22 protein-coding genes are annotated in these 26,087 nt (G+C 59.0%); 13 read left to right on the top strand and 9 right to left on the bottom strand.

The features are described from left to right. Positions 1 to 17: 17 nt before the first annotated feature. Positions 18 to 689, top strand: a complete 672-nt coding sequence (locus ACUTQY_RS09385) for a heavy metal response regulator transcription factor (RefSeq protein ID WP_046686684.1) — start codon at positions 18 to 20, stop codon at positions 687 to 689. Beyond that, entirely contained in the window at positions 686 to 2,104 is a 1,419-nt protein-coding gene (locus tag ACUTQY_RS09380; protein ID WP_128868846.1) for a heavy metal sensor histidine kinase, read from the top strand. Before ACUTQY_RS09385 ends, ACUTQY_RS09380 begins: the two co-directional genes overlap by 4 nt. 13 nt (positions 2,105 to 2,117) lie before the next feature. On the opposite strand, the gene ACUTQY_RS09375 is transcribed toward ACUTQY_RS09380, so the two are convergent. After that, positions 2,118 to 3,584 (bottom strand): sensor histidine kinase, encoded by a 1,467-nt coding sequence (locus ACUTQY_RS09375; RefSeq protein ID WP_033650570.1) that lies wholly within the window; start codon positions 3,582 to 3,584, stop codon positions 2,118 to 2,120. Between the two features lie 3 nt (positions 3,585 to 3,587). Beyond that, the gene (locus ACUTQY_RS09370) at positions 3,588 to 4,301 is read right to left on the bottom strand and encodes a response regulator transcription factor (RefSeq protein ID WP_016928494.1); all 714 of its coding nucleotides are present in this window, start codon (positions 4,299 to 4,301) and stop codon (positions 3,588 to 3,590) included. 151 nt (positions 4,302 to 4,452) lie between these two features. Here ACUTQY_RS09370 and ACUTQY_RS09365 point away from each other — a divergent pair, with 151 nt between their 5' ends. The 4 genes from ACUTQY_RS09365 (at position 4,453) to ACUTQY_RS09350 (ending at position 6,736) form a co-directional block, all read left to right on the top strand. Then, entirely contained in the window at positions 4,453 to 5,064 is a 612-nt protein-coding gene (locus ACUTQY_RS09365) for a cytochrome b/b6 domain-containing protein (protein WP_046686686.1), read from the top strand. A gap of 10 nt (positions 5,065 to 5,074) precedes the next feature. Next, complete coding sequence (locus tag ACUTQY_RS09360) at positions 5,075 to 5,851, top strand: molybdopterin-dependent oxidoreductase (RefSeq protein ID WP_046686687.1); 777 nt, start codon at positions 5,075 to 5,077, stop codon at positions 5,849 to 5,851. Between the two features lie 59 nt (positions 5,852 to 5,910). Beyond that, positions 5,911 to 6,201, top strand: coding sequence for a pentapeptide MXKDX repeat protein (locus ACUTQY_RS09355; protein ID WP_046686688.1), 291 nt, complete (start codon positions 5,911 to 5,913; stop codon positions 6,199 to 6,201). Positions 6,202 to 6,265: 64 nt separating this feature from the next. Continuing rightward, complete coding sequence (locus tag ACUTQY_RS09350) at positions 6,266 to 6,736, top strand: YkgB family protein (protein ID WP_004939115.1); 471 nt, start codon at positions 6,266 to 6,268, stop codon at positions 6,734 to 6,736. Between the two features lie 44 nt (positions 6,737 to 6,780). Here the strand turns inward: ACUTQY_RS09350 and ACUTQY_RS09345 are convergent, their stop codons facing one another. Then, positions 6,781 to 8,820, bottom strand: coding sequence for a choline transporter (locus ACUTQY_RS09345; protein ID WP_004939112.1), 2,040 nt, complete (start codon positions 8,818 to 8,820; stop codon positions 6,781 to 6,783). 400 nt (positions 8,821 to 9,220) lie between these two features. Between ACUTQY_RS09345 and betI the strand changes: the two genes are divergently transcribed. The 3 genes from betI to betA all read left to right on the top strand — a co-directional run bounded on the left by betI (position 9,221) and on the right by betA (position 13,115). Beyond that, positions 9,221 to 9,823, top strand: coding sequence for a transcriptional regulator BetI (betI, locus tag ACUTQY_RS09340; RefSeq protein WP_004939107.1), 603 nt, complete (start codon positions 9,221 to 9,223; stop codon positions 9,821 to 9,823). Between the two features lie 14 nt (positions 9,824 to 9,837). Continuing rightward, positions 9,838 to 11,310, top strand: coding sequence for a betaine-aldehyde dehydrogenase (gene betB, locus ACUTQY_RS09335; protein WP_016928486.1), 1,473 nt, complete (start codon positions 9,838 to 9,840; stop codon positions 11,308 to 11,310). Between the two features lie 137 nt (positions 11,311 to 11,447). Next, on the top strand, positions 11,448 to 13,115 hold the full coding sequence (gene betA, locus ACUTQY_RS09330; protein ID WP_004939099.1) for a choline dehydrogenase: 1,668 nt from the start codon (positions 11,448 to 11,450) through the stop codon (positions 13,113 to 13,115). Between the two features lie 109 nt (positions 13,116 to 13,224). Here betA and ACUTQY_RS09325 read toward each other — a convergent pair whose 3' ends face one another. The 3 genes from ACUTQY_RS09325 to ACUTQY_RS09315 form a co-directional block, all read right to left on the bottom strand. Then, positions 13,225 to 14,850 (bottom strand): FMN-binding glutamate synthase family protein, encoded by a 1,626-nt coding sequence (locus ACUTQY_RS09325; protein WP_046686690.1) that lies wholly within the window; start codon positions 14,848 to 14,850, stop codon positions 13,225 to 13,227. Between the two features lie 184 nt (positions 14,851 to 15,034). Then, positions 15,035 to 15,625 carry a LuxR family transcriptional regulator gene (locus ACUTQY_RS09320; protein ID WP_004939094.1) on the bottom strand — a complete coding sequence of 197 codons (591 nt, stop codon included), beginning with the start codon at positions 15,623 to 15,625 and terminating at the stop codon, positions 15,035 to 15,037. A 21-nt stretch (positions 15,626 to 15,646) separates the two neighbouring features. Then, positions 15,647 to 16,363 carry an EAL domain-containing protein gene (locus ACUTQY_RS09315; protein ID WP_342188318.1) on the bottom strand — a complete coding sequence of 239 codons (717 nt, stop codon included), beginning with the start codon at positions 16,361 to 16,363 and terminating at the stop codon, positions 15,647 to 15,649. A gap of 514 nt (positions 16,364 to 16,877) precedes the next feature. Between ACUTQY_RS09315 and ACUTQY_RS09310 the strand changes: the two genes are divergently transcribed. From ACUTQY_RS09310 to ACUTQY_RS09295, 4 genes are all read left to right on the top strand, one after another. After that, positions 16,878 to 17,405 carry a fimbrial protein gene (locus ACUTQY_RS09310; protein WP_004939088.1) on the top strand — a complete coding sequence of 176 codons (528 nt, stop codon included), beginning with the start codon at positions 16,878 to 16,880 and terminating at the stop codon, positions 17,403 to 17,405. A 66-nt stretch (positions 17,406 to 17,471) separates the two neighbouring features. Further along, positions 17,472 to 18,155, top strand: a complete 684-nt coding sequence (locus ACUTQY_RS09305; protein ID WP_033642410.1) for a fimbrial biogenesis chaperone — start codon at positions 17,472 to 17,474, stop codon at positions 18,153 to 18,155. Positions 18,156 to 18,182: 27 nt separating this feature from the next. Next, on the top strand, positions 18,183 to 20,798 hold the full coding sequence (locus ACUTQY_RS09300; protein WP_033642411.1) for a fimbria/pilus outer membrane usher protein: 2,616 nt from the start codon (positions 18,183 to 18,185) through the stop codon (positions 20,796 to 20,798). Positions 20,799 to 20,809: 11 nt separating this feature from the next. After that, positions 20,810 to 21,850 (top strand): fimbrial protein, encoded by a 1,041-nt coding sequence (locus tag ACUTQY_RS09295; protein ID WP_033642412.1) that lies wholly within the window; start codon positions 20,810 to 20,812, stop codon positions 21,848 to 21,850. A gap of 74 nt (positions 21,851 to 21,924) precedes the next feature. Here the strand turns inward: ACUTQY_RS09295 and ACUTQY_RS09290 are convergent, their stop codons facing one another. The 3 genes from ACUTQY_RS09290 to phoA all read right to left on the bottom strand — a co-directional run bounded on the left by ACUTQY_RS09290 (position 21,925) and on the right by phoA (position 26,058). Then, complete coding sequence (locus ACUTQY_RS09290; protein ID WP_046686691.1) at positions 21,925 to 22,383, bottom strand: helix-turn-helix domain-containing protein; 459 nt, start codon at positions 22,381 to 22,383, stop codon at positions 21,925 to 21,927. Between the two features lie 205 nt (positions 22,384 to 22,588). Then, positions 22,589 to 24,169 carry a malate:quinone oxidoreductase gene (locus ACUTQY_RS09285; protein WP_046686692.1) on the bottom strand — a complete coding sequence of 527 codons (1,581 nt, stop codon included), beginning with the start codon at positions 24,167 to 24,169 and terminating at the stop codon, positions 22,589 to 22,591. A 461-nt stretch (positions 24,170 to 24,630) separates the two neighbouring features. After that, positions 24,631 to 26,058 (bottom strand): alkaline phosphatase, encoded by a 1,428-nt coding sequence (phoA, locus tag ACUTQY_RS09280; RefSeq protein WP_046686693.1) that lies wholly within the window; start codon positions 26,056 to 26,058, stop codon positions 24,631 to 24,633. Positions 26,059 to 26,087: the final 29 nt, after the last annotated feature.

The following is a 26,087-nucleotide window of genomic DNA, read 5'->3' as shown; positions in this document are numbered from 1 at the left end:
GTAACGAGGTGGCGAGCATGCGAATACTGGTAGTTGAAGACGATATCGGCACAGGGGATTACCTGAAGAAAGGGCTGGGGGAAGCGGGCTACAGCGTCGATTTGGCGCGCACCGGCACCGACGGGCTGTTTCGCGCGTTGGAGCAGGACTACGATGCGATCGTGCTCGATGTGATGCTGCCGGGGCTGGACGGTTGGCAGATCATCGAGGTATTGCGCAAGAAAAGCGACGTGCCGATCCTGTTTCTCACCGCCCGTGATGGCGTGCAGGATCGCATCCACGGCCTGGAGCTGGGCGCGGACGACTATCTTATCAAGCCGTTTTCCTTTACCGAGCTGGTGCTGCGTTTACGCACCTTGCTGCGCCGCGGGCCGGCGCGCGAAGCCGATCATTACGCTATCGCCGATCTGCAGTTGGACGTGTTGCGCCGCCGGGCGGTGCGCCAGGATCAGGTGATCCCGTTGACCAATAAAGAATTCATGCTGTTGCATCTACTGGTGCGGCGCGAAGGCGAAGTGCTGTCGCGCACGCAGATCGCCTCTCAGGTGTGGGACATGAATTTCGACAGCGACACCAATGTGGTTGACGTGGCGATCAAACGCCTGCGCGCCAAAATCGACCGGCCGTTCGACGTCAAGCTGATCCACAGCGTGCGCGGCATCGGCTATGTTTGCGAGCCGCGCTCGTGAACGCCCGAGCTTCACGTCGGCCGGTGTCGCTGACGCTGCGCACCGCCACGCTGTTCGCGCTGGTGGCCGCCTGCGTGGTGAGCGGGGCAGGCTGGTATCTGTTCGGCGCGATGCGCCAGGAAATGACGCTCCGCAGCGATCTGCAGGTGACCGGGCGCGTAGAGTATTTCCGCCATTTACTGGGGCAGCGCTTTCCTTTGGCGCGCCTGACTGCCAATAACGGCCTGTTCGAAAATATGCTGGGCAATGAACAGGATGTGTTGATTTTCCAAATTCCGGGGCAAAAACCGCTCATCAATGTGAATCCGGCCAGGGTGGCCCTGCCGCCGATCGCGCCGACGCCGCCCGAACAGGCTCAGACGCTGGCCGCCGTGCGCGGCGGGGAGACGGCGCAGGGGGTGCCGCTGCGCGCGGCATCGGCGATGGTGCGTCTGGAAGACGGCAGTTTGCTGCAGATCTCCGCTGCGCACGTGATGGTCAACGAGCAGAAGATGCTGGCGCGTTACCTGTGGCGCATTGTCGCGGCGGTCATTGTGGCTTTCCTGCTGATTGCGCTGCTGGGCTATGGGGTCATGCGCCGGGGATTGAAGCCGCTATGGCGCATGGCGGCGCAGGCGTCCGAGATCGCGCCCAATACATTGTCCACTCGCCTCAGCGAACAGGGGGCGCCGAAGGAGTTGCAGCAGCTGACCCGGTCATTCAATGCGATGCTCGATCGGTTGAATGAAGGCTATCAGCGGCTGACGCAGTTTTCCGCCGATCTGGCCCATGAGATCCGCACGCCGGTGGGCGCGTTGATGGGTCAGTGTCAGGTGGCGCTGTATCAACCCCGCAGCGTGGAGGAGTACGAAACCCTATTGTCGAACAATATGGACGAGCTGGAGCGTATTTCGCGCATGGTGGAAAACATCCTGTTTCTGGCGCGCGCCGGTGAGGCGCAGTCCGCGCTGAACTACAGTCGTCTGGAGGTGGCTACCGAGCTGCGGCGGGTGGCGGATTACTTCGAAGGGCTGGCGGAAGAACGCGGCATCGCGCTGAGCTGCGAAGGGGAAGGCGCGCTGAAGGCGGACGCGATGTTGTTCCAGCGGGCGCTGAGCAACCTGGTGGCCAACGCGGTGCGCTATGCCGATGAAAACAGCCTGATCGTGTTGCGGGCTGAACGGCGTGCCGATGCCTGGTGGGTGCAGGTCATCAATCAGGGGCCGCCGATCGCGCCGGCGCATCTGGAAAAGCTGTTCGATCGTTTCTACCGCGCCGATCCCGCGCGCAGCGCCGGCAGCCACGCCAGCGGCCTCGGGCTGTCCATCGTGCGCGCCATCATGACGCTGCACGGCGGTGAGGTGCGCGCCGAATGTATCGAGCGCGCGCCTGTCGCCAGCCTCATTTTCAGCCTGCGGTTCCCGCTAGCGCAATAACCGATATGCCGGATTAACGCGGCGGAATGGCAAAGCGGAAGCAGGCGCCGCTTTGTGGTTGTTCGATCAGCTGAATGTCGCTGTCGTGCAGTTGCAGAATGCGCCGCACGATCATTAACCCCAGCCCGCCGGCGGGGCGTCGGGCGCCGCTCAGGACAGACGGCCGCACGAACAGATCGGCGCGCAGCGTCTGCGGAATGCCGGGGCCGCTGTCGCTGACCTGCACCATCACCTGGTCTTCCTGCCGCCACAGCCGCACGCCGATGTCGCCGCCGGGCGGCGTATGGCGAATGGCGTTGTCCAACAGGTTGGTCAGCACCCGCTCAATCATGCTGAGATCGGCGAACACCGGCGGCACGCCGGGGGCGATGTCGGCGTGCAGCCGCTGGTTGCGCGCCTCCGCCGCCAGCTCGAACTTCTGGAACACGTCCTGCAACAGCTCGCTGAGGGAGAAGGGCTCTTTCTGCGGCTTCACCACGCCATACTCTAATCGAGCCAGCTCGAACAGCTCCTGCGCCAGCTTGCCCACCTTGCGGCTTTGCGCCAGCGCGATCTCCAGATAGCGCCGCCGATCGGCGTCGCTCAGGGTGGCGGCCTTGACCGACAGCGTTTCCAGATAGCCGTGCAGCGAGGTGAGCGGGGTGCGCAGATCGTGCGAGACGTTGGCGATGAATTCGCGCCGCAGCCGATCCTGCTGCGCCAGCGTTTGCCACTGTTCGGCGAGGCGCTGCGCCATGCGGTGGAAGGCCTGTTGCAGCTGGCTCACCTCGTCGCGCCCGGCCGGCACCGCCGGCAGCGCCGCGTAGGCCTGCACCGCCTCAATGCCGCCGCTGTCCAGCGCATTGACCTGACGGGTCAGGCGCCGGATGGGGCGAGTGACCCAGTAGAACGCGAAACCGCCGGCCAGCAGGCTGAACAGCACCATCACCCCGGAGGTCCACAGCGCCATCCTGGCCGCCGAGTTGAACTGGGCGTTGCTGGCCAGCGCCGTGTACTCTTCACCGAGCAAGACCACATACAGATAGCCCTCGACCCTGCCGTCGACCTTCAGCGGCGCAACGCTGAACACCTTGCGCCCGTCCGCGCTGCGCGGATCGTCGCCGTACACCGGCATCTGCGCGCCATCGAGCAGCGCCTGCAGCGGCGCCAGCGCGACCCGCTGCCGCTTCAGATGCCCGGCCGGCGCGGCGTTGCCGATGATTGCGCCCTGTTTGTCGAGCAGATAAACCTCAACGCTGGGGTTCACTGCCATCAGCTGATCGAACAGGGTATGCACCGCCTGTGGATCCGGCCCGTTCACCCCCAGCAGCGGATTGCTGTCGGCGATATGCTGCGCCAGGTTGCCGGACAGGCGCTGTATCACCGCCTGGCTGTACTGGGTATTGCTGCGCACCTGCATCCAGCCGGAAAAGGCGCAGCCGATGACGATCAGCAGCGCGAAGATAATCGTGAGGCGTTGCGCTAACGTAAGGTTTTTCATGGCTCACTCTTGCGGCGCGGCCGCGAATTTATAGCCCATGCCCCACACCGTGAGGATGCGCTCGGGTTCTGCCGGGTTGCGCTCGATCTTGATGCGCAGCCGGTTGATATGGGTGTTGACGGTGTGCTCATACCCCTCGTGCTGATAGCCCCAGACCTGATTCAACAGGCTGAGGCGCGAGAACACCTGGCCCGGGTGGCGGGCGAAAAAGTACAGCAGGTCGAATTCGCGCGGCGTCAGCTCGATCGGCTGTTGGTGCAGGCGCACTTCGCGGGCGATGGGATCGATGGTCAGATCGTTGAAGCTGAGCGCGCCGGCGTCCATGCGCAGGTTGCGGCTCATCGCTTCCTGGCGGCGAAACAGCGCCTTGACCCGCGCCACCAGCTCCAGCATGGAAAAGGGTTTGGCCAGATAGTCGTCGGCGCCCAGCTCCAGCCCCAGCACGCGGTGCACCTCGCTGGAGCGCGCGCTGGTGATGATGATCGGCGTGTAGCGCGTCATGGTGCGCGCCCGGCGGCAAATCTCCAATCCGTCTACGCCCGGCAGCATCAGATCGAGGATCAAGGCGTCCCAGCCGCCCTGTTCCAGCATCGCCATGCCCTGATTGCCGTCGGCGGCGTGGCTGATGGCGTAACCCTCGTCACGCAGATGCAGCTGCAGCAGCTCGGCGATGTCGCCGTCGTCCTCGACGATCAAAATTCGTTTTGGCTTGTCCATTCTCATTACCGCTGATTAGCCCGATTCTCTCTGAAGTCTACACAACCGCCACCGGCGGAGTTATCACATTTTATTTAACTTTACGTGAGGTCTTGGGGAACAAATCCGGGGAATACTCGGTGCATCGCATCGTTAGCTGGCAGGAATCGTTATGAGCCTCACTCTCACCCCGGAACAACGACAGACCGTACATCCGCTGTGGCTGCGGTTAACGCATTGGCTGAATGCGCTGGCGATGCTGATCATGGTGACCAGCGGTTGGCGCATCTACAACGCTTCGCCGCTGTTCAACTTCAGTTTTTTCAACGAGCTGACGCTCGGCGGCTGGCTGGGCGGCGCGCTGCAGTGGCACTTCGCCGGCATGTGGCTGTTTGGCGTCAACGGACTGTGTTACCTGCTGCTGAACCTCGCCAGCGGGCGCTTCAAACGCAAATATTGGCCGCTCAGCCCGAAGCAGTTTCTCGCCGATGTCGGCGCGGCGCTGCGCGGCAGGCTGCAGCACGCCGACCTGCGCCACTACAACATGGTGCAGCGCGTGGCCTATCTGTCGGTGATGCTCCTCGGCGTGATGAGCGCGCTGTCCGGGCTAGTGCTGTGGAAATCGGTGCAGTTTCCGCTGCTGCGCACGCTGCTCGGCGGCTATGAGGCGGCGCGCTATATCCACTTTTTCGCCATGTCGGCGCTGGTGGCCTTCGTCGCGATCCATTTGGTGATGGTGGCGCTGGTGCCCCGCACGCTGCTGGCCATGCTGCGCGGACGTTAAGGAGTTCACGATGAAAAAGGATAAACAGATCATGACGATCGTTGAAGGGCAGGCGATCGTCAAAGAAGCGCAGCGCTTGTTGACCGCGTCGTCCCGCCGCCGCTTTCTGCGCAACGGCCTGACGCTGGGCGGTATCGCTATGCTTACCGGCTGCGATCTCAGCGGCAACGCCAACGTCGAGCAGGCGCTGAGCCGTATTTCGCGCCTCAACGATCGGGTGCAGGGCTGGCTGTTCAACGGCGATCGCCTGGCGCCGGTCTACCCGGAGTCGATGATCACCCGGCCATTCCCGTTCAACGCCTTTTACGCCGAGGAGGACGCGCCCGACATCAACGGCGACGACTATCGGCTGGAAGTGGCGGGGTTGGTGCAGGACAAGCGCGCCTGGAGCCTGCCGCAGCTGCATCGGATGGCGCAGGTTAGCCAGGTGACGCGTCATATTTGCGTCGAGGGTTGGAGCGCCATCGGCAAGTGGGGCGGCGTGCCGTTCGCCAACTTTCTTAAGGTAATCGGCGCGGATCTGAGCGCCCGCTACGTCAGCTTTAAATGCGCCGACGACTACTACACCAGTATCGACATGGCCACCGCGCTGCATCCGCAGACGATTATCGCGCTGACCTACGACGGCCAGACCTTGCCACGCAAGTACGGCTATCCGATGAAGCTGCGCATGCCGACCAAGCTGGGCTACAAGAATCCGAAGCACATTCAGGTGATCGAGGTCACCAATCGCTTCCCGGGCGGTTACTGGGAAGACCAGGGTTACAACTGGTTTGGCGGCAGCTGAGGCGGCCGCCGGCCATTCTCCGGCACTCCGGTGCCTTTGACATGACGGAAGGAAATACCATGAAAAAGTTATTCGCAATGATGATGTGCAGCGCGCTGATGCTGGGCGTGGCCGGCGCCAACGCCGCGGACGGCATGAGTAAAGACGCGATGAAAAAGGACGGCATGAGCCAGATGTCGCACGACGGCATGGCGAAAGATGGGATGAAGAAAGAGTGCATGGGCAAGGACTGCATGAAGAAAGACAAAATGGGCAAAGACGCCATTAAAAAGGATGGCATGGCGAAAGACGGTATGGCCAAAGACGGCATGAAGAAAGACGAGATGAAAAAGGATGCGATGGGGCACTAAGCCGCCTCACCCCGCGGCCGCAAGCGGCAAACCGCGGCGGCTGCGGGCAACATAAGGAGAGAGGATGATGTTGGCGACATGGCTGCGGCGCTTTCGGCGCTCGAACGGGGACGTTATCTTTATGCGCGCGGCGCTGGTGGTGATCTTCGCCGCCTTCGGCTACGCCAAATGGTTTGATTATGAGGCGCAGGGGCTGGTGCCGCTGATCGGCAACAGCCCGCTGCTGAGCTGGATGCATCAGGCGTTCGGCATTCGCGGCGCCAGTTATGCATTGGGCGTCGCCGAATGGAGCTTCGGTTTACTGCTGCTGGCGGGATTCTGGTCGCGGCGTCTGGGTTTGCTGGGGGCGATCGGATCGACGGTGACCTACCTGACCACGCTGACGCTGATCTTTTCCACGCCGGGCGCCTGGGAGCCCTCCGCCGGCGGTTTTCCCGCCATGGCCGGGGCCACCAGCTTTTTAATCAAGGATCTGGTGTTGCTGGCCGGCTCCCTGGTGCTGCTGAAGGCCGATTTGCCGGCCGAGCAGGCATAAAAAAGGGCGTAGCCTGGCTACGCCCTCTGGATATTTCTCGGCCGTCACATATCCGGGAAGGTCAGGGTGCCCCCCGGCGCTTCGCGATGAATGTGCAGGAAGTTCAGGTGCTTCTCGTACTGGTCGAGAATATCGCCAATCACCTGTTCCTTGCTGTAGTCCATCAGGTCGTTGCCCTGGGTGCCTTCCATCAGGAAGGTTTCCAGCCGGTAGTAGTGCGACTTGCCGGAGCGGGCGCGGTAGGTGAAGCCCGGCACCGAGTAGCGCATCGGCCAGATCTGATAGATAAAGTTCTGTTCCTCGCCCAGGTGCACCAGCAGCTCCAGGTGGTTCAGGCGCTCGTCTTCGGTCGGCGGCACTTCGCTGAACTCCACTTTCGCGCCGCGCAACTCCAGCTCGCGCGCCACGTCCTGCATCGCCGGACGGCAAACCTTATCCAACATTTTCTGCGTGTACTGCGTGCCCGGGTAGTTCATCACCCGCGACAGACGCTGTTTCCAGTTGAGCACGTCGTGGCTGGAGACCGGCACCGGCGCCAGGGTGCTGAGCGCGCTGGCCTTGCGGTAGTCCTCCACCCGCAGCGATTTGTACAGCCCGGCCATCACGAAGAAGATCACGAAGCTGAACGGCAGGCCCATGATCACCGTGGTTTTCTGCAGCGCCGGCACGCCGTCGGTCATCAGCATGCCGATGGTCAGCAGGCCGATGGCCACCGACCAGAAAATCCGCAGCCAGTTCGGCGCATCATTATTGATATCGGCCAGGCGCGAGGTGAAGTTACCCAGCACCAGCGAGCCGGAGTCCGCCGAGGTGACGTAGAACAGCAGGCCGGTGATGGTGGCCACCGAGGCGCTGAAGGTGAAGCCGGGGTATTGCGCCAGCAGGCTGTAGAAGCCGCGCTCCGGGAACTGCATCACTTCCTGCGCGAACTCGGCGTTGCCGTGAATGATCTGATACAGCGCGCTGTTGCCGAAGATAGACAGCCACAGCAGGGTGAACACGAACGGAATGATCAGCGTGCCGACCACGAACTGGCGAATGGTGCGCCCGCGCGAGATGCGCGCCAGGAATAGGCCGACGAACGGCGACCACGCCACCCACCAGGCCCAGAAGAACAGCGTCCAGTTGTTCATCCACTCCACCGGCCGATCGAACGCGAAGCTGTTGAGCGTCATGCCCATAAAGCGGTTGACGTAATCGCCGACGTTAAGCACCAGCGCGTTGAGCAGGAACTCGGTGTCGCCGAAGAACAGCACGAACAGGATCAGACCCAGCGCCAGCAGCACGTTCAGCTCGGACAGGATGCGGATGCCCTTGTTGACCCCCGAGGTGACCGAGATGGTGGCCATGATCACCGACAGCAGGATCAGCGAGCCCTGCACCGTCAGGTTTTCCGGGATCTCGAACAGCACCTTGAGGCCGTAGTTGAGCTGCACCACGCCAATGCCCAGCGTGGTGGCGATGCCGAAGATGGTGCCGAGCACCGCGGCGATGTCCACGCTATGGCCGATCGGGCCGTTGATGCGTTTACCGAAGATCGGGTACAGCGCCGAGCGAATGGTCAGCGGCAGATTGTAGCGATAGCTGAAGTAGCCGAGGGCGATGCCCATCAGCGCATACATCGACCAGCCGGTCAGGCCGTAGTGGAACAGCGTCCAGACCATCGCCTGGCGCGCGGCCTCCAGCGTTTGCGCGTCGCCTTCCGGCGGCATCATGTACTGGGTCACCGGCTCGGCGACCGAGAAGAACATCAGGTCGATGCCGATGCCGGCGGCGAACAGCATCGCCGCCCAACTCATCAGGCTGAACTCCGGTTTGGACTGTTCCGGCCCGAGCTTGATAGAACCGAAGCGCGAGGCGGCGATAAACACCACGAACACGATGTACAGCGTCGCCGCCAGCAGGTAGTACCAACCGAAGGTGGTCGACACCCAATTCAGCGTGCGGGTGATCCACTGCCCGGAGAAGTCGGTGAAAAAGATGGTCATCAGCGAGAAGGCCAGGATCAGCCCCGCCGAGGTGAAGAAAACCACAGGGTTGAGGCGGTCCTGCTGCGGTTTGGAGGAGGTTTCGCGTGTTGTCATCGTCATCCTCTGAACTGAGTAAAATCGTGCCGCTCCGCATTTCGGGGCGCGTTGGCGCCGCCGGAAAACGGGCGAATGAAGGCGGCGGCCATCCCCATGGGAATGGCCTGAACGATGCCGCTTTCGCCTGCTTATGAAGCACCGGAGCGCTTCGCGGCGGGAACCGCTTACAGCCACTGATTTTGGTCAGATTCGTTAATTACCTCACAAAAATCAGCCAGTTCCACAACCAGAAAATACATTTTTTTAACCAGGCGGCAATAAAATATATGCAATTTTTATTGAACGTTCAATCAAAAAAAAGTTTAATAGTCCTCATGATGACCTGAATCACGGGCGAAACGGCAGTGAAATTTGCCCGCTGAGATAAGGCCGAAGTCGGTTTTGTGAGAGTCGAAATATGCCAAAGGTAGGAATGCAGCCAATCAGAAGGCAGCAGTTGATTGATGCCACGCTCGCCGCGGTAAACGAAGTGGGAATGCATGACGCCACCATCGCGCAGATCGCGCGGCGGGCCGGCGTTTCCAACGGCATCATCAGCCATTATTTCAAGGACAAGAACGGCCTGCTGGAAGCCACGATGCGCTATCTGATCAGCCATCTGGGCGAGGCGGTGAAGTTGCGCTTGCAGGCGCTCACCGATAACAGCCCGGCGGCGCGGCTGCAGGCGATCGTCGCCGGCAACTTCGACGACAGCCAGATCAACAGCGCGGCGATGAAGACCTGGCTGGCCTTTTGGGCCAGCAGCCTGCACCAGCCGCAGCTCAACCGGCTGCAACAGGTGAACGGCCGCCGGCTTTATTCCAACCTGTGCGCCGAGTTTCGCCGCGTCATGCCGCAGCCGCAGGCGCGGTTGGCGGCCAAGGGGCTGGCGGCGCTGATCGATGGGCTGTGGCTGCGCAGCGCGCTGCGCGGTTCGGCGTTCAATCAGGCGCAGGCGCTGGCGCTCACGACCGAATACATCACGTTCCAACTCCGGGGGCAAACGCCGCCCGGAGGCTAACTCAAGGAGATCCTATGTCCCGTTTTGGCTTGCAGAAGCTCTATATTCATGGCGCCTATGTAGACAGCACCGCTGGAAAAACCTTCAACGCCATTAACCCGGCGAACGGCGAAGTTCTGGCTGAAGTCCAGTCCGCCGGCGCTGAAGACGTCGATCGTGCGGTGGCCAGCGCGGCCAGCGGGCAGAAGGTGTGGGCGGCGATGACGGCGATGGCGCGTTCGCGCATCCTGCGTCGCGCGGTGGATATTCTGCGCGAGCGCAACGATGAGCTGGCGGCGCTGGAAACGCTGGATACCGGTAAAGCGATGTCGGAAACCACCGCGGTGGACATCGTCACCGGCGCCGACGTGCTGGAGTACTACGCCGGCCTGATCCCGGCCATTGAAGGCGAGCAGATCCCGCTGCGCGATACCTCGTTCGTCTACACCCGCCGCGAACCGCTGGGCGTGGTGGCTGGCATCGGCGCCTGGAACTACCCGATTCAGATCGCGCTGTGGAAGTCCGCGCCGGCCCTGGCGGCGGGCAACGCGATGATCTTCAAGCCGAGTGAAGTCACGTCGCTGACGGCGCTGAAGCTGGCGGAAATCTACACCGAAGCCGGCCTGCCGGACGGCGTGTTCAACGTGGTGACCGGCAGCGGCGCGGAGGTGGGGCAGTACCTGACCGACCATCCGGGCATCGCCAAAGTCTCTTTCACCGGCGGGGTGAAAACCGGCAAGAAGGTGATGGCCAACGCGTCGGGTTCGACGCTGAAGGAAGTCACCATGGAGCTGGGCGGCAAGTCGCCGCTGATTATCTTCGACGACGCCGATCTGGATCGCGCCGCCGATATCGCCATGATGGCCAACTTCTACAGTTCCGGCCAGGTGTGCACCAACGGCACCCGCGTCTTCGTGCCGGCGGCGCTGCAGGCGCAGTTTGAGGCGAAAATCCTCGAACGCGTGAAGCGCATTCGCCTCGGTGACCCGACCGATCCGCAAACCAACTTCGGGCCGCTGGTCAGCTTCGCGCACATGGAATCGGTGCTGCGCTTTATCGAGAGCGGCAAAAACAGCGGCGCGCGCCTGCTGTGCGGCGGCGAACGCGTCACCCACGGCGAATTCGGCAAGGGCGCTTATGTGGCGCCGACGGTGTTCAGCGACTGCCGCGACGATATGGAAATCGTGCGCGAGGAGATCTTCGGGCCGGTGATGAGCATCCTCAGCTACCAGAGCGAAGAGGAAGTGGTGCGCCGCGCCAACGACACCACCTTCGGCCTGGCCGCGGGTGTGGTGACCCACGATCTGGCCCGCGCGCACCGCGTGATCCACCAGTTGGAAGCCGGCATTTGCTGGATCAACACCTGGGGCGAGTCGGCGGCGGAAATGCCGGTCGGCGGCTACAAGCAGTCCGGCGTCGGCCGCGAGAACGGCCTGACGACGCTGGAACACTACACCCAGATCAAATCGGTGCAGGTCGAGCTGGGCGAATACGCCTCGGTATTCTGATCTTCCCGTCGTCTTTCGAGCCGCAGCCGCGTTGGCTGCGGCCGACAATCTCTAGAGCGCCCAAATACACAGCCTGTTGCCGAGCCGCGCTTCGCGTCTTTGCCTGACCAGGCCTCTATAAAGTAAGGAGATAATGAATGGAATTTGACTACATCATTATCGGTGCCGGTTCAGCCGGCAACGTGTTGGCCACCCGATTGACCGAGGACGCCGACGTCAGCGTCCTGCTGCTGGAAGCCGGCGGCCCGGATTACCGGATGGATTTCCGTACCCAGATGCCGGCCGCGCTGGCGTTTCCGCTGCAGGGCCGCCGCTATAACTGGGCGTATGAAACCGATCCTGAGCCGCACATGAACAACCGCCGAATGGAATGCGGCCGCGGCAAAGGGCTGGGCGGTTCATCCCTGATCAACGGCATGTGTTACATTCGCGGCAACGCGATGGACTTCGACAACTGGGCCAAGGCGCCGGGTCTGGAAGACTGGACCTATCTGGACTGCCTGCCGTATTTCCGCAAGGCGGAAACGCGCGATATCGGCCCGAACGATTACCACGGCGGCGATGGCCCGGTGAGCGTCACCACGCCGAAGGCCGGTAACAACGAACTGTTCCACGCCATGGTGGAAGCCGGCGTGCAGGCGGGCTATCCGCGCACCGACGATCTGAACGGCTATCAGCAGGAAGGGTTCGGCCCGATGGACCGCACCGTGACGCCGAAAGGGCGCCGCGCCAGCACCGCCCGCGGTTATCTGGATCAGGCCCGTTCACGGCCGAACCTGAAGATCGTCACCCATGCGCTGACCGACCACATCGTGTTCGATGGCAAGCGCGCAGTGGGCGTTAACTATCTGCAGGGCGACAGCAATCAGCTGACCCATGCCAAAGCGCGCCGCGAAGTGCTGCTGTGCGCCGGCGCCATCGCCTCGCCGCAAATTCTGCAGCGTTCGGGCGTCGGCCCGGCGGCGCTGCTGAAAAGTCTGGACATCAACGTGGTGCACGATCTGCCGGGCGTCGGAGAGAACCTGCAGGACCACCTGGAGATGTATCTGCAGTACGCCTGTAAGAAACCGGTGTCGCTGTACCCGGCGTTGCAATGGTTCAATCAGCCGAAAATCGGCGCGGAATGGCTGTTCAACGGCACCGGCGTCGGCGCCAGCAACCAGTTCGAGGCCGGCGGTTTCATCCGCAGCCGTGCAGAGTTTGCCTGGCCGAACATTCAGTATCACTTCCTGCCGGTGGCGATTAACTATAACGGCAGCAACGCGGTGAAAGAGCATGGCTTCCAGGCCCACGTCGGTTCGATGCGTTCGCCGAGCCGCGGCCGGGTGCAGGTGAAGTCGAAGGATCCGCGCCAGCACCCGAGCATTCTGTTCAACTACATGTCGACCGAACAGGATTGGCAGGAGTTCCGCGATGCTATCCGCATCACGCGCGAAATCATGGCGCAGCCTGCCCTGGACGAATACCGCGGCCGCGAGATCAGCCCAGGGCCGGAGGTGCAGACCGACGAGCAGCTGGACGCCTTCGTGCGCGAGCACGCCGAAACCGCCTTCCACCCGTCCTGCTCGTGCAAGATGGGCGAAGACGAGATGGCGGTGGTCGACGGCCAGGGCCGGGTGCACGGCATGGAAGGATTGCGGGTGGTGGATGCGTCGATTATGCCGCTGATCATTACCGGCAACCTGAACGCCACCACCATCATGATCGCCGAAAAGATCGCCGACCGCATTCGCCAGCGCGCGCCGTTGCCGCGCAGTACCGCCGACTACTACGTCGCCGGCGATGCGCCGGTGCGCAAGCAGTAACCGACACGCCCTCTCGCCGTTGAGGGGGAGGGCCGCCGTAGCAAGCAACCCCTCTCCATATGCTCTTCCCCAAGGCGAGGGGGCAACTCTCTTTTTATTCCTTATCCCATCATGCCGCCGGCAGCGAGATTGCCTGATCGAAACTGTTGGGCGTCGCCATGCGCCACATGCGAGCGTAGAACTCGCTTTTGATCTCCGGCTGCAGCAGCGCGCCCGGCTCCAGGTAGTAATAGATATCGGCGTACACCTTGATCTCGGTCGGCGTGATGCGGCGCAGCATATGGTGTGAGGTCAACTGCTCCGGGCGGCTGACGCCGGCCGCCGCCAGCATGTCCGCCAGCGCTTTCACCGTATTTTGATGGAAGTGATAGACGCGTTCCGCCTTGTTCGGCACCACCAACGCCTTCTGACGCAGCGGATCTTGCGTCGCGACGCCGGTCGGGCAGTGGTTGGTGTGGCAGCTTTGCGACTGGATGCAGCCGACGGCGAACATAAAGCCGCGCGCCGAATTCACCCAGTCGGCGCCGAGCACCAGCACGCTGGCGATGTCAAAGGCGCTGATGATCTTGCCGCTGGCGCCAATCTTGATTTGGTCGCGCAGGCCGCAGCCCACCAGCGTGTTATGCACGAACAGCAGCCCTTCGCGCAGCGGCATGCCCATATAGTTGGAGAGTTCGAGCGGGGCGGCGCCGGTGCCGCCTTCCTTGCCGTCCACCACGATGAAGTCCGGCAGAATGCGGGTGTGCAGCATCGCCTTGACGATGGCGACGAACTCCCACGGGTGGCCGATGCACAGCTTGAAACCGACCGGTTTGCCGCCTGACAGCTCGCGCAGCTGCTGGATGAACTGCATCATTTCCAGCGGGGTGGTAAAGGCGCTGTGCGAGGCCGGCGAGATGCAATCCACGCCTTCCGGCACGCCGCGGGTGGCGGCGATTTCCGCATCCACTTTTTTCGCCGGCAGAATGCCGCCGTGGCCCGGTTTGGCGCCCTGGCTGAGCTTGATTTCAATCATTTTCACCTGCGGGCTTTGCGCCTGTTCGGCAAAGCGGCGCGGATCGAAATGGCCGTCGGCGGTGCGGCAGCCGAAATAGCCGCTGCCCAGCTCCCACACCAGATCGCCGTTGTTTTCGCGGTGATAGCGGCTGATGCTGCCCTCACCGGTGTCGTGGTAGAAATTGCCTTTGGCCGCGCCGAGGTTGAGTGCGCGAATGGCGTTGGCGGAGAGCGCGCCGAAGCTCATCGCCGAAATGTTGAAGATTGACGCGGAGTAGGGCTGGCGGCAGTCGGTGCCGCCGATGGTGATGCGAAAACTGGTGGGATCGGCGGCTTCCACCGGCCGCATCGAGTGGCCGATGCATTCATAACCGGTTTGGTACACGTCCAGCAGGGTGCCGAACGGCTTGTCGCCCATCTCGTTTTTCGCCCGGCGATACACCAGCGTGCGCTGGGTGCGGGAGAACGGGATTTCTTCATTATCCTGCTCGAGGAAATACTGGCGCAGTTCCGGGCGGATGAACTCGAAGAAGAAGCGCAGGCGGCCGATGATCGGGTAGTTGCGGCAAATGGCGTGGCGCTGCTGCGTGAGATCGTAGATACCCAGCACCATCAGGCAACCGCAGGCCAGGGCCGGCAGCCAGAACCACGGATGGTTGTGCATCATGATCAAGAAAACCAGGGTGAGCAAGATGCTCAGCACAAAGCAGGTATAGCGGCTGAATAAGGACGACTTCATAACATCTCCTGATGTTTATTTTTAATCCACACGACATGACTCACGGATAATCCGTGTGCAAATCGTAGCCAATAGGAGAGGATGTTGTGTGTCTGTTGCTGCTTTGTCGCCGGTTGTTACATTAATTTAACTCGGCGAGGGGGCGGGTTGCCGCGCGGCGTACCGCGCAACAAACCAGGGCGTGTTATTTGCCGGCGACGAAGATGGTGCTCATGCTGCGCAGCCGCAGCTTTTTCATCGCGCTGTATTTCTGCGAGAAGATGGTTTTCGGGTGCGTGCCGCGTTTTTCCGCGATATGCAGCAGGCTGTCGCCGCGCAGCAGATTGAAGATCACGTCGCTTTCCGCCGGGCTGAGCTCGCGGGTTTTCTGCACCCGGATACCGCCCGGCTCTTTGCTTTCCAGCAGCCGCTGGATTTTTTCCTGCAGCGAATAAAGCGGAATGCGGGTGGAGACCAACTCGACGGAAATCCCCAGGATCGACAGCAGTTTCACCACGCGCTCGTCGTCATAGAACACCAACAGGCGCGTTTTGCTGTTGTACTGCTGGTGCAGGGACACCAGGCTTTCGATCACGTTGACGCTCTGCTCCAGGTTTTGCGAGGTGAAAATCAGCGCGATATCGTGCTTGGTGATCTTTTCCGCTTTGGCACCGCCGTGCATGAAATCGGAAAACAGGCGGATATCGTACGCGCCGTAGTGTTTCTTCAACAGCACCGACAGGCCAACATAGCTGTACTTACACTCACTAATCACAAGAACGTTGTTTTTAGACATAGGGCAAACACCAATACCGAGTTAAAAGTATTCAGCTGTAAGAAGCGAGTTCAAATCCTTGATGCTGGATTCCTTCCACAGCTTTCCCTGCAGTGCGTAATATGGCATTTCATCCAGCCATTTCTTGTGTTCGGGAGTTTCAACTCCTTCGATAATTACCTTGTAATGATTAAGGTAAAAGAAGCGCAGTAACGCGCGCATCAAGCCCTCGCCGCCGGACTTTTTCATAAAGTCCCAAAGCAGAAAACGATCGAGCTTAACGAAGCGGAACTGGCTGTTGTACAACGCGGAAAAACCCGCATAGCCAGAACCAAAATCATCGAGCCAAAATGAATAACTATTCAATGACGGATCGCCGTGCACGCGATCTTTCACCAGCCGGGTTGAATTCTCGCTGATCTCAAAATGAATACAGCGCAGGGCATTAATTCTTTCGGCAAAGTGAGTATTCGCCAGCGATTGCAGGGAATAATCGTCAACATTCAAAGTGGCTATCACTTGGTTTTCATGAAACCAGTGTTTGTATTTATCGATCAGATTTATCTGATCCATCAAAATCTCAATCCGGGTAGCGCTGTCGGCATGGCGAAAGAACTGTTCAGGAGAAAAATGGGCATATTCGCTATTAAACGTAAAGCGAGACAGGCATTCAACGGCCAGCAATTGTCCCGATTTCGCGAACATTGGCTGGAAAACATAATTAATGCCGTTATTTTTATCTCTGAAAGAACCGCTCATTTCCCAATCCTTGGATTGATATTTAACTTGTTGATTTTAAATGATTAAAAAGAAAGTTACTCCGTATTTTTTGGTAAATTTCTTATTTAAAGCGTCAGGATGGCCGAAACGTGTCGACAGACCATTTAACGCGGAATTCGTGCCAAAGTCCAAACGTCGCAATCTGTTACTAAATGTAAATATTCGGGATAATATTCTGATTTTCAGGCCTTAACGCAAAATGTTGAACTCTGCAGCTTTCCCAAACACAGATTATTCCTATTCATATGAATCGTCAACATCGATCGATAGGTATCCGCCGATAGTTTATTCCTATCAAGAGGGGGCTTATGAATGTTTTAAACGATTTAACATTAAGAATATGCTTAGTCTATATTTCGTCCGGCAATGAGTTCATCGAGGCAACGCTCCTTTTCAGCAAGGGAGTGCTATCGCTGAGTGTATGCTCAGTGGCGGCAATATATATATAAGCCCGCCACTGAATCGATTATTTTATTGTTCTATGGAGCTGGAAATGAAAAAAGTATTATTGCCTTTGGCTGCCCTGGTATTGTCTGCAACTGCTTCCAACGCAATGGCAGCAAACGGCAACGTTAAATTCACCGGTGAAATTGTACAGTCCACCTGTAAAGTTGTTGATAAAGACCAGAATAAAGAAGTTTACCTGGGTAAATATCCTACCACCGCTTTCCCAACTGCCGGTTCTACCAGCGGTGCTAAAGCTTTCGATATTAGCCTGGAGAAATGTGAAGCGGGTAACTACACCCTGCGTTTCGACGGTAACACTCCAGCTGGCCACCCAGAGCTGTTGGCTGTAACTGGCGGCGCAACTGGCGTTGGCGTTGAAATTCTGGATAACAACGGTTCTACTCTGCCAATCTCTCAGGAAGTGGCTACCCCAGCTACCGTAACTGTTGCTGCTGATGGCGATAACCCAGGCGCTGCGACTTTCAACCTGCGCGCTCGTTACAAATCCTTCCAGGATCTGGTAACTGCCGGTCAGGCAAACTCTAACGCTACCTTCACCATCGAATACAAATAATTCGCTGGCAGGATAGATAGAGTTATTGGCCAAGGATGGCTAAATTTTGAGAGTTGAGACATTCCGATGAAAAAAATTCTGACTGGTATTTTATTCGCATTCTCTGTTAATGCCTTTGCCGGCATTCAGGTTGATGCGACGCGTGTCATCTATAACAGTGCAAGTAAATCCGCATCGCTCTCAATCAGCAATGACAGCGACGATACCTACATGGTGCAAACCTGGCTGGATACTGGCGACGCAAGCCAGATGCCTAAGAATTTGCCGATCGTGGTGACACCACCCATTTTGAAGCTGGCTGCCAAGAAAGACGCCATTTTGCGTTTTATTTATTCCGGCAGCGGTTTGCCGCAGGACAGAGAATCTCTGCTCTGGGTTAACGTACAGGAAATTCCGCCAACGCCTAAGCAAGATAACGTGCTGCAGGTGGCGATCCGTACCCGTATCAAGCTGTTCTACCGCCCGGATTCGTTGAAAACCAACCTGCAGCAGCAGGCAGAAGCGCTGAAATGGACGCGCCAGGGCGGCAATTTGGTCGTGACCAACGATGGCCCGCTGTTCGTCACGCTGGGCGTATTGAACCTCAAGAGCGGCGGTAAAAGCTGGAAAGTGAACGCCGACATGGTCAAGCCACACGACAGTCTGCGTATTTCCCTGCCTCAGGGGGCGCAATCAGCCAGCAATATGTCGTTTACCTATATCAACGACTATGGCGGTCACACCGAGATTAAAAACGTCGCACTGAATTGATTTGAAGCACTTCAAGGAATGAAAGAAATGGCACACAAAAGAATAACAACCCTCGCGCCAAAACGTTTGGTGAAGCTGATTAATGGTGTAATTTATTTTTCTGCTGTGCCTTTTTCATTCTCACATATGGCCATGGCGGAGGAGCAGTTCAACACTTCCTTCATCCATGGCGATGACAATATCGCCCAGGTGGCGTCGTTGGCCAGCGGGGATGATATTCTGCCGGGTAAATATCCGTTTGATATCTATCTCAACGGGCAGCGTATCGATCACCGTGAAATCGAGTTCAAGAAAGAATCCAAGGACTCTCCTGTCGCCCCGTGCCTGACGGCGGCGGACTATCAGGATTACGGCGTAAAGCTGCCTGGCGATCTGACCACCGCAGGTGCCGAGCAATGCTACGCATTGCCGCAGCAGATCTCCGGTGCCAAGCTGAACTATGACGCCGCCGTACAGCGTATGGATCTGGAAGTGCCGCAGGTGTTTCTGATCCCGCGTCCGCAAGGCGCCATTTCACCGAAAGTTTACGATCGTGGCATCAATGCCGGCTTTGTTAACTATAACTTTAGCGGCACTCATAACCGCTACGGCAACAACCAGAACGACAAGACCTCAGACTATTACTTTTTGAGTCTCAACAACGGCCTCAATATCGGCGATTGGCGCCTGCGCAACAACTCGACGTTGAACCAACAGTCGGGCGCCGGTACGCATTGGAAGAACATTTCCAGCTGGGCGGAAACGGACATCGTTTCTCTGCGCAGCCGTCTGGTGATCGGCCAGACCAACACCAATAACAATGTTTTCGACAGCATTCAGTTCCGCGGTGTGCAGATGTCCAGCGCCGACGACATGCTGCCGGAAAGCCAGCGCGGCTATGCGCCGGTGGTGCGCGGTGTGGCGACGACCAACGCGCGCGTTGAAGTGCGTCAGAACGGCTATACCATTTACAGTACCAACGTGCCGCCAGGGCCGTTTGCGCTGACGGACATTTTCCCAAGCACCTTGAGCGGTAACCTGGATGTGACGGTCATCGAAGCCAACGGTTCGAGAACCTCATTCGTCGTGCCATTCTCCTCGGTGCCGAACATGCTGCGCGAAGGGATTTGGAACTATCAGCTGACCGCCGGTAAATACCACGACGGCACCAGCCGCTATCAGCCCAAGTTTGTACAAGGTACCTTGTCGCACGGCATGTCGTATGACATCACGCCTTACGGCGGCGTGCTGGTGGCGGAAAACTACCGTTCAGCGGTTGTGGGCCTGGGTAAAAACCTGGGGAACTGGGGGGCCGTTTCCTTTGATATGTCCTATTCCGACACCAACCTGGTGAACGGCGATGACAAGCAAGGGGAAAGTTTCCGTTTCCTGTATTCCAAGTCGCTCAACGATTGGGGGACGGAATTCCGCATTGCCGGTTACCGTTACTCGACCTCCGGCTATTATGATTTCTCCGATGCGGTTGCCGAGCGCGAACGCTATGAGAACGGCTATTACCGTAACGATTACTACGATCAAAACGATCGCAACCTGGGCGTGCCGGACTGGGCGGAGTCGCGCCGTCGCAGTTATTATACCAGCCGGTTCAACAACAAACGCCAGCGCGTTGAGCTGTCTGTCAACCAGCGCATCGCCGGTAATTCGACGCTGTACGCCAACCTCAGCAACCAGTCTTACTGGGGCGGATCCGGCGAAGACCGCACCGTTCAGACCGGTTTCAACAGCAGCTATAAAAATATCAGCTATGGCGTCTTCTATCAGGACAGCCGCAGCAACTACGGCTATAAAGATCGCAGCGTCAACCTGACCGTATCGATTCCGTTCAGCTTCTTCAGCAAGGATTCGTCGGATATGACCGCCAGCTTCAACGCCGGCCACAGCAAGCAGAGCGGCAATACCTACAGCGCCGGCCTGAGCGGTACCGCGCTGGATGACAACCGCTTGAACTATGCGGTGCAAAGCGGCCATGATCGTTATTCGGGCCAAACCAGCTCGGCCAACGTCGGTTACCAGGGCAGCATGGGGAACATCAATGCCGGTTACAGCTACAGCAAAGATTATCAACAATCTTCGTTGGGCGTGGCGGGCGGCATCGTCGCACACTCCGGCGGCGTGACGTTGACCCAGCCGCTGCAGAACACCTTTGTGCTGGTGGAAGCCAAAGACGCCAAAGGCGTTCGCATCGAAAACCAACCGGGCGTCGCCATCGACCGCTTCGGTTACGCGGTAATGACCTCGGCGTCGCCATACCGTCATAACCGCGTGGCGCTGCGCACCGAAGATATCGGCAACGGCCTGGATATCCCGATGGCGGCGCGAGACGTGGTGCCGACTTACGGCGCAATCACCCGCGTGAAGTTTGAAACGCACACGGGCCAAAGCCTGTTGGTGCACAGCAAGATGGCCGACGGCAGCGTACCGCCGATTGGCGCCAACGTCTTCAGTGCGGACGGCAAGAACAACGGTACTGTCGGTACCAACGGCGATATTTATATTTCAGGGGCTTCCGCAGGGGATCGCCTGCTGGTGAAATGGGGCAACGACGCGGGCGAAAGCTGCTCACTGGTGGTGCCGGAATTGAAAGCGGCGACCGAACAGCTGATGGGTTATCAGGAACTTTCGCTGACCTGCGGAAAACCGTAAAAGGAAAGGATATGTCTTCTTTGTTAAAGCACAAGAATCTCGGGTTGGCGGCTGGGCTGCTGGTCACGCTGGGCGCGTTTTCTCAGAGCAGCTATGCGCTGTCTTGTAAGCAGAACGGCAGCATTCGCCAGGATATCGTGCTGGATAAAGCCATCAAGGTGTCGACCGCCAACACCGCGCCGGGCGCGTTGCTGTGGCGTTCGCAGACTTTTACTTCGACCTTCCAATGTACGGATGACTGGAACAACCCGAAAGGGGAGAACGCCTACCTGTACTGGGATCCGCAGTCCCGGATGAGTCAGATCCATAATTCGATCGAAGTGGGTGTCACTTATCAGGGGATTGATGTCAAACCGACTAAAGGCGCACGTCAGGACGTCGGTCCCGGCACGGAATGTCGCCGTTCGGGCAGCCGTTGTTTGTCTCCGGCCAGATCGCTGACGGTAACCGTGTCTTACGCCATCTACATTAAAGCAACCGGCAAGGCGCCGCCGGCCGGCGGCAAGATCAACGACAACAACTCGTACTCGGTATTTCAGGTTGATGGCGTCGGCGGCTTGAACGGCACGCCGAACAGTAACTTTAACGCCTACATTTCCGGGCTGGGCAACATTCAGTTTATTTCCTGCAACCCAAAAATCACCGTGGTGGCCAACAACGGTTCGACGGTGAATTTCGGTACTATCCCGCGTCAGAATGCGGTGGTGGGTAAAATCGAGAAACAGGTACCGTTCTCGGTGGCCGCCAATATGTCCGATCCGACGACCGGACAGGACTGCCAGGGGGAGACGCTGCAGGCCAGCTTCAGCACCACCTATCCACTGCAGGATAACAGCGTGATCCTGCCGACCAGCGACAGCGGTTTCGGGATTTTGATCTCGCAGGCGGCGACGCCGAATACGCCGATCATGATGAACAGTCCGGTCGATCTGGGCCTGGTCAACGGCACCATCGTTGAAAAGAACTTTATGGCCAGCCTGAAATGGTTGAGCACCAACCCGAAAGTGGGGCCGTTCAGCGCATCGGCGAATATTGACGTCACCTTCAAATAATTCGGTGTCTCGTCAATAAAGAAAGGGTTCAGTTCTCGCGAACTGAACCCTTTTTTGTGCCTTTACCATGAGGATTAACGCAGCCCCATCCAGCTGGTGCATACGCCTTCCGGCAGTTTGCCGGCAAACCAGCGCGGTAAGGCGGGGGCGTCGCGGTGTTGCTCAGTCTGCGTCTGCGCCGGCTGCGCCGGCCACTCCGCGACATCCCAGCGGGTGGTGCGGCGATACACCGCCGGGGTCTTGCCGAACTGTTTCTTGAAGGCGCGCGAGAACGACGGCTGAGAATCGAAGTGGTATTGCAGGGCGATATCCAGGATCGGGCGTGGGGTGGAGCGCAGCGCCTGCGCCGCCTGCGACAGGCGCCGCTCGCGGATATAGCTGCCGAGCGCGTGGCCGGTGGTGCTGCGGAACATGCGCTGCAGGTGCCATTTGGAGTAGCCTGACTTGGCGGCGACGTTATCCAGCAGCAGCGGTTGGTCCAGATGAGTTTCAATCCAGTCTAGTAAATCGTGAATGATATTGACGCGATCCATGGTTTTAGTTCTCCCGCAAAAACGACATTCAGGTCACAGTGACTTAGCTTAATTATCCAAGAATATACTTTGATAATAGGCGTGACTACGCCGTTACGCAAGGGTAAACCGGGGGTAAATAGGTGGCCAAAAATGCTCTTTGAGCGGCAGGGGTATAGAAAAAAGGCCGCATAAAGCGGCCTTGTCAGCAGGAAACCACGGGGAATCAGTTAGTTTCCGGTTTCACTTCAATGTAGTTCAGACCCAGCACGCTGCTGGTGTAACCGCGGATCTTGTTGGTCATCTCGATATCGCCGTTCAGCTTGTGGCCGTAAGACGGGATGATCTCTTTCAGCTTGCTCTGCCATTCCGGCGTCGCCACTTTGTCTTTGAACACGGTTTCCATCAGATGCAGCATGATCGGCGCAGCGGTAGAAGCGCCCGGCGAAGCACCCAGCAGAGCGGCGATGCTGCCGTCTTCAGAACTGACGACTTCGGTGCCGAACTGCAGCACGCCGCCTTTATCCGCATCTTTCTTGATGATCTGTACGCGTTGGCCCGCGGTCCACAGCTTCCAGTCTTCCTGCTTGGCGTCCGGGAAGTACTCTTTCAGCGCGGCGAAGCGGTCGTCGTCGTTCATCATCAGCTGGCCGACCAGGTATTTCACCAGATCGAAGTTATCCAGACCGACGTGGGTCATCGGCATCAGGTTCGAGGTGCTCAGCGAGTGCATCAGATCGAACAGCGAACCGTTCTTCAGGAACTTGCTGGAGAAGGTGGCGAACGGCCCGAACAACAGCACGCGCTTGCCGTCCAGCATGCGGGTATCCAGGTGAGGCACGGACATCGGCGGTGAACCTACGCTGGCCAGGCCATACACTTTGGCCAGGTGCTGGTTGGCGATCTCCGGGTTGGTGGTGACCAGGAACTGGCCGCCGACCGGGAAGCCGCCGTAGCCGTCGGCTTCTGGGATGCCGGACTTCTGCAGCAGGGTCAGGGACGCGCCGCCTGCGCCGATGAACACGAACTTGGCGTTAACGGTGGTTTCTTTGCCGTCGCGGTTCAGATCGGCAACGGTCACGCTCCAGGTCTGGTCGGCGTTGCGCTTGATGTCGCGCACTTCGTGGCTCAGGTTCAGCTTGAACTTGTCGCTGGCGCTCAGCGCGTCAACCAGCTGGTGGGTGATCACGCCGAAGTTGACGTCGGTACCCAGCGGCATGCGGGTCGCGGCGATTTTCTGCGCCGGATCGCGGCCGTTCATCACCAGTGGCGCCCACTGCTTGATCTGCGCAGGATCTTCGGAGTATTCCATGCCGCGGAACAGGGTGCTGTGCTGCAGCGCCGCATAGCGTTTACGCAGGAAGTTGACGTTGTCGTCGCCCCACACGAAGCTCATGTGCGGCACGCTGTTAATGAAAGATTTCGGATCTTTCAGGACATTGTTTTTCACCTGATAAGACCAGAACTGGCGAGAGATTTCGAAAGACTCGTTGACCTTCACCGCCTTGCTGATGTCGATGGTGCCATCGGCTTTTTCCGGCGTGTAGTTCATTTCGCTGAAGGCGGAGTGGCCGGTACCGGCGTTGTTCCAGCCGTTGGAGCTCTCTTCCGCCACGCCGTTCATGCGCTCGTACATGTCGATGGTCCAGGTCGGCTCCAGCTCATGCAGATAGGTACCCAAGGTGGCGCTCATGATGCCGCCGCCGATCAACACCACGTCGACGGTTTTATTCTTCTCTTCAGCCGCCGCCTGCTGCGTAACGCTAAACAGGCTGAGACTGAAAATCAGGACGAGTAATTTTCTCATTGAATTAAATCTCTTGTGTGTAAATTCTACTCATTGCAGGTGAAAGAATTTAGCGGGAGTTACCCTGGAAAATAATGAAGCCGACCGCCCGGCGTGAGCCGATAGGCAGCGATAATGCCTTTTTGTTAATAGGGTTTTTAACGAAAAGTGAACTATTGCAGGCCGTCCGGATGCAAATTGATCGGTTCACGTTACTGGCGGGGTATTATTGTTTGCGAGAATGTTAAAAACTACTTTTGTAACTAAAAAAAATGAATATAAGCAAAAAACGGCCGGTTGCTGTCGCAGGAATAAACAGAGAGGGAAGAAAGGCCGTATAACCGCGTTATTTTCATGGGTTAATTGCCGCGTAATTAGACGTTATTTCGTTATCACACAATAATTGCGGTTAAATTGCAAATACCTAGCGGTAACCAATAATAAATGGCCGCCGTGGCGGGCGGCCATCGTTCAGGGGGCGGTTACTTGATACCCATCGCATCGCGCATGGTGAAGAACAGATCGGTCTGATCGGTCAGGCCCACTACGTTGGCGGCGTGCGGGCCGTAGGCCGCGACGCGCAGCTGGGTGCCGGTGTGTCCCTGAGATTCCTCTTCAGAGTTGCCGTAGCTGAGGGTCATCGGCGCGCCGTCCTTGGTGGTCAGCTTTTGGGTCAGGCCCGGCGCTTTGGCGTCGGCGGAGACGATCTGGCTGGCGTGCGCGTGGTCGGCGGTGACGATCACCAGCGTGTTGCCGTCGGCGCGGGCGAAGGCCAGCGCTTTTTGTACCGCTTCGTCCAGATCGACGGTTTCGCCAATCTGCCCGCACGGGTTGGCGGCGTGATCCTGTTTATCGATCGACGCGCCCTCTACCTGCAGGAAGAAGCCGTTCGGGTTGTCTTTCAACAGCGCGATCGCTTTTTCGGTCATCGCCGCCAGCGTTGGCGTGGCGGCGGTGCGCGCCGGGTTGTTTTCGCAGGTCACTGCCGGTTTGTCGAGGTTGCCATGGTAGCTGGCTTTCGGCCCCAGCCAACGCACCGGCATATTGCCGTCGGCGAACAGCCCCAGCAGCGGTTTTTGCTGGTTGGCGAGGGTAACGGCCTGCAGTTCGTCGGCGTTGCTTACCCACTGATAACCCTGCGCCGCCGCCTGGTCCTTCAGCGATTTTCCTTGCCATTCGCCGCTTTTTGCCAGCTGGTTGAACGATTTCGCGCCGCCGCCCAGCGTGACGTCGGCGCGGGTTTTCAGCAGTTGTTCGGTGATGGAGCCACGGCCGCCATTTTCCAGCGCGTTAGCGGCGCATTTCTCGCTGGTTTCCTCCGGCCCATAGCACTTGCGTGAGATGACGTGCGAGACCAGCGCCGCCGGCGTGGCGTCTTGCAACTCGGCGGTGGAGACGTTGCCGGTGGCCTTGCCGGCCGCCTTGGCGATCTCCAGCAGCGTCGGTTGATCCTTGCCGTTCACGTCCACGCCGAGCGCGCCGTTATAGGTTTTCACCCCGGTGGCCCAGGCGGTGGCGGAGGCGGCGGAGTCGGTCACGTAGTCCGGCTTGTGGGTTTTCCTGTCCAGCGAGTAATGGGTGTATTGTCCGGTCAGCGGCAGGGCGTCGATGCCCTTGAAGTAACCGCCTGCGCCTTCGGCGTAGTTGCGCGCGGCGGTGATCTCGGAATCCCCCATGCCGTCGCCGATCAGCAGGATCACGTTTTTCGCCGTTTTGTCCGACAGCGATGCCTTCAGCGCGGTGGTCTGATCGCCGGCCAGACGGCGGGCGCCGCCCGGTTCGACGAGGTTGCCGCGCGCGGCGCGATCGGTCAGGCCATCGGCATTGGCCGAGGTTTCCGCCGCGATGGCGGAGGAACAGAGCAGGGCGGACAGTACGGCGCCGGCGATCAGGGATACAGCAGGTTGCATGGGGTAAGCTCCTTGTCGTAATACAACAA

The organism is Serratia sp. TSA_130.1, assembly GCF_052691795.1.
The sequence above is the reverse complement of the archived record's forward strand: the minus strand, read 5'-3'. Positions and strand labels throughout refer to the sequence as shown.

Coding starts and splice junctions, on each gene's coding strand:
- ACUTQY_RS09350 (WP_004939115.1), top strand. CDS start 6,266: ATGATGTTGGCGACATGGCTGCGGCGCTTTCGGCGCTCGAACGGGGAC.
- ACUTQY_RS09345 (WP_004939112.1), bottom strand. CDS start 8,820: ATGACAACACGCGAAACCTCCTCCAAACCGCAGCAGGACCGCCTCAAC.
- ACUTQY_RS09315 (WP_342188318.1), bottom strand. CDS start 16,363: ATGAGCGGTTCTTTCAGAGATAAAAATAACGGCATTAATTATGTTTTC.
- ACUTQY_RS09370 (WP_016928494.1), bottom strand. CDS start 4,301: ATGGACAAGCCAAAACGAATTTTGATCGTCGAGGACGACGGCGACATC.
- betB (WP_016928486.1), top strand. CDS start 9,838: ATGTCCCGTTTTGGCTTGCAGAAGCTCTATATTCATGGCGCCTATGTA.
- ACUTQY_RS09285 (WP_046686692.1), bottom strand. CDS start 24,169: ATGAGAAAATTACTCGTCCTGATTTTCAGTCTCAGCCTGTTTAGCGTT.
- phoA (WP_046686693.1), bottom strand. CDS start 26,058: ATGCAACCTGCTGTATCCCTGATCGCCGGCGCCGTACTGTCCGCCCTG.
- ACUTQY_RS09325 (WP_046686690.1), bottom strand. CDS start 14,850: ATGAAGTCGTCCTTATTCAGCCGCTATACCTGCTTTGTGCTGAGCATC.
- ACUTQY_RS09360 (WP_046686687.1), top strand. CDS start 5,075: ATGAAAAAGGATAAACAGATCATGACGATCGTTGAAGGGCAGGCGATC.
- ACUTQY_RS09355 (WP_046686688.1), top strand. CDS start 5,911: ATGAAAAAGTTATTCGCAATGATGATGTGCAGCGCGCTGATGCTGGGC.
- ACUTQY_RS09295 (WP_033642412.1), top strand. CDS start 20,810: ATGTCTTCTTTGTTAAAGCACAAGAATCTCGGGTTGGCGGCTGGGCTG.
- betA (WP_004939099.1), top strand. CDS start 11,448: ATGGAATTTGACTACATCATTATCGGTGCCGGTTCAGCCGGCAACGTG.
- ACUTQY_RS09310 (WP_004939088.1), top strand. CDS start 16,878: ATGAAAAAAGTATTATTGCCTTTGGCTGCCCTGGTATTGTCTGCAACT.
- ACUTQY_RS09375 (WP_033650570.1), bottom strand. CDS start 3,584: ATGAAAAACCTTACGTTAGCGCAACGCCTCACGATTATCTTCGCGCTG.
- ACUTQY_RS09300 (WP_033642411.1), top strand. CDS start 18,183: ATGGCACACAAAAGAATAACAACCCTCGCGCCAAAACGTTTGGTGAAG.
- ACUTQY_RS09305 (WP_033642410.1), top strand. CDS start 17,472: ATGAAAAAAATTCTGACTGGTATTTTATTCGCATTCTCTGTTAATGCC.
- ACUTQY_RS09385 (WP_046686684.1), top strand. CDS start 18: ATGCGAATACTGGTAGTTGAAGACGATATCGGCACAGGGGATTACCTG.
- betI (WP_004939107.1), top strand. CDS start 9,221: ATGCCAAAGGTAGGAATGCAGCCAATCAGAAGGCAGCAGTTGATTGAT.
- ACUTQY_RS09365 (WP_046686686.1), top strand. CDS start 4,453: ATGAGCCTCACTCTCACCCCGGAACAACGACAGACCGTACATCCGCTG.
- ACUTQY_RS09290 (WP_046686691.1), bottom strand. CDS start 22,383: ATGGATCGCGTCAATATCATTCACGATTTACTAGACTGGATTGAAACT.
- ACUTQY_RS09320 (WP_004939094.1), bottom strand. CDS start 15,625: ATGTCTAAAAACAACGTTCTTGTGATTAGTGAGTGTAAGTACAGCTAT.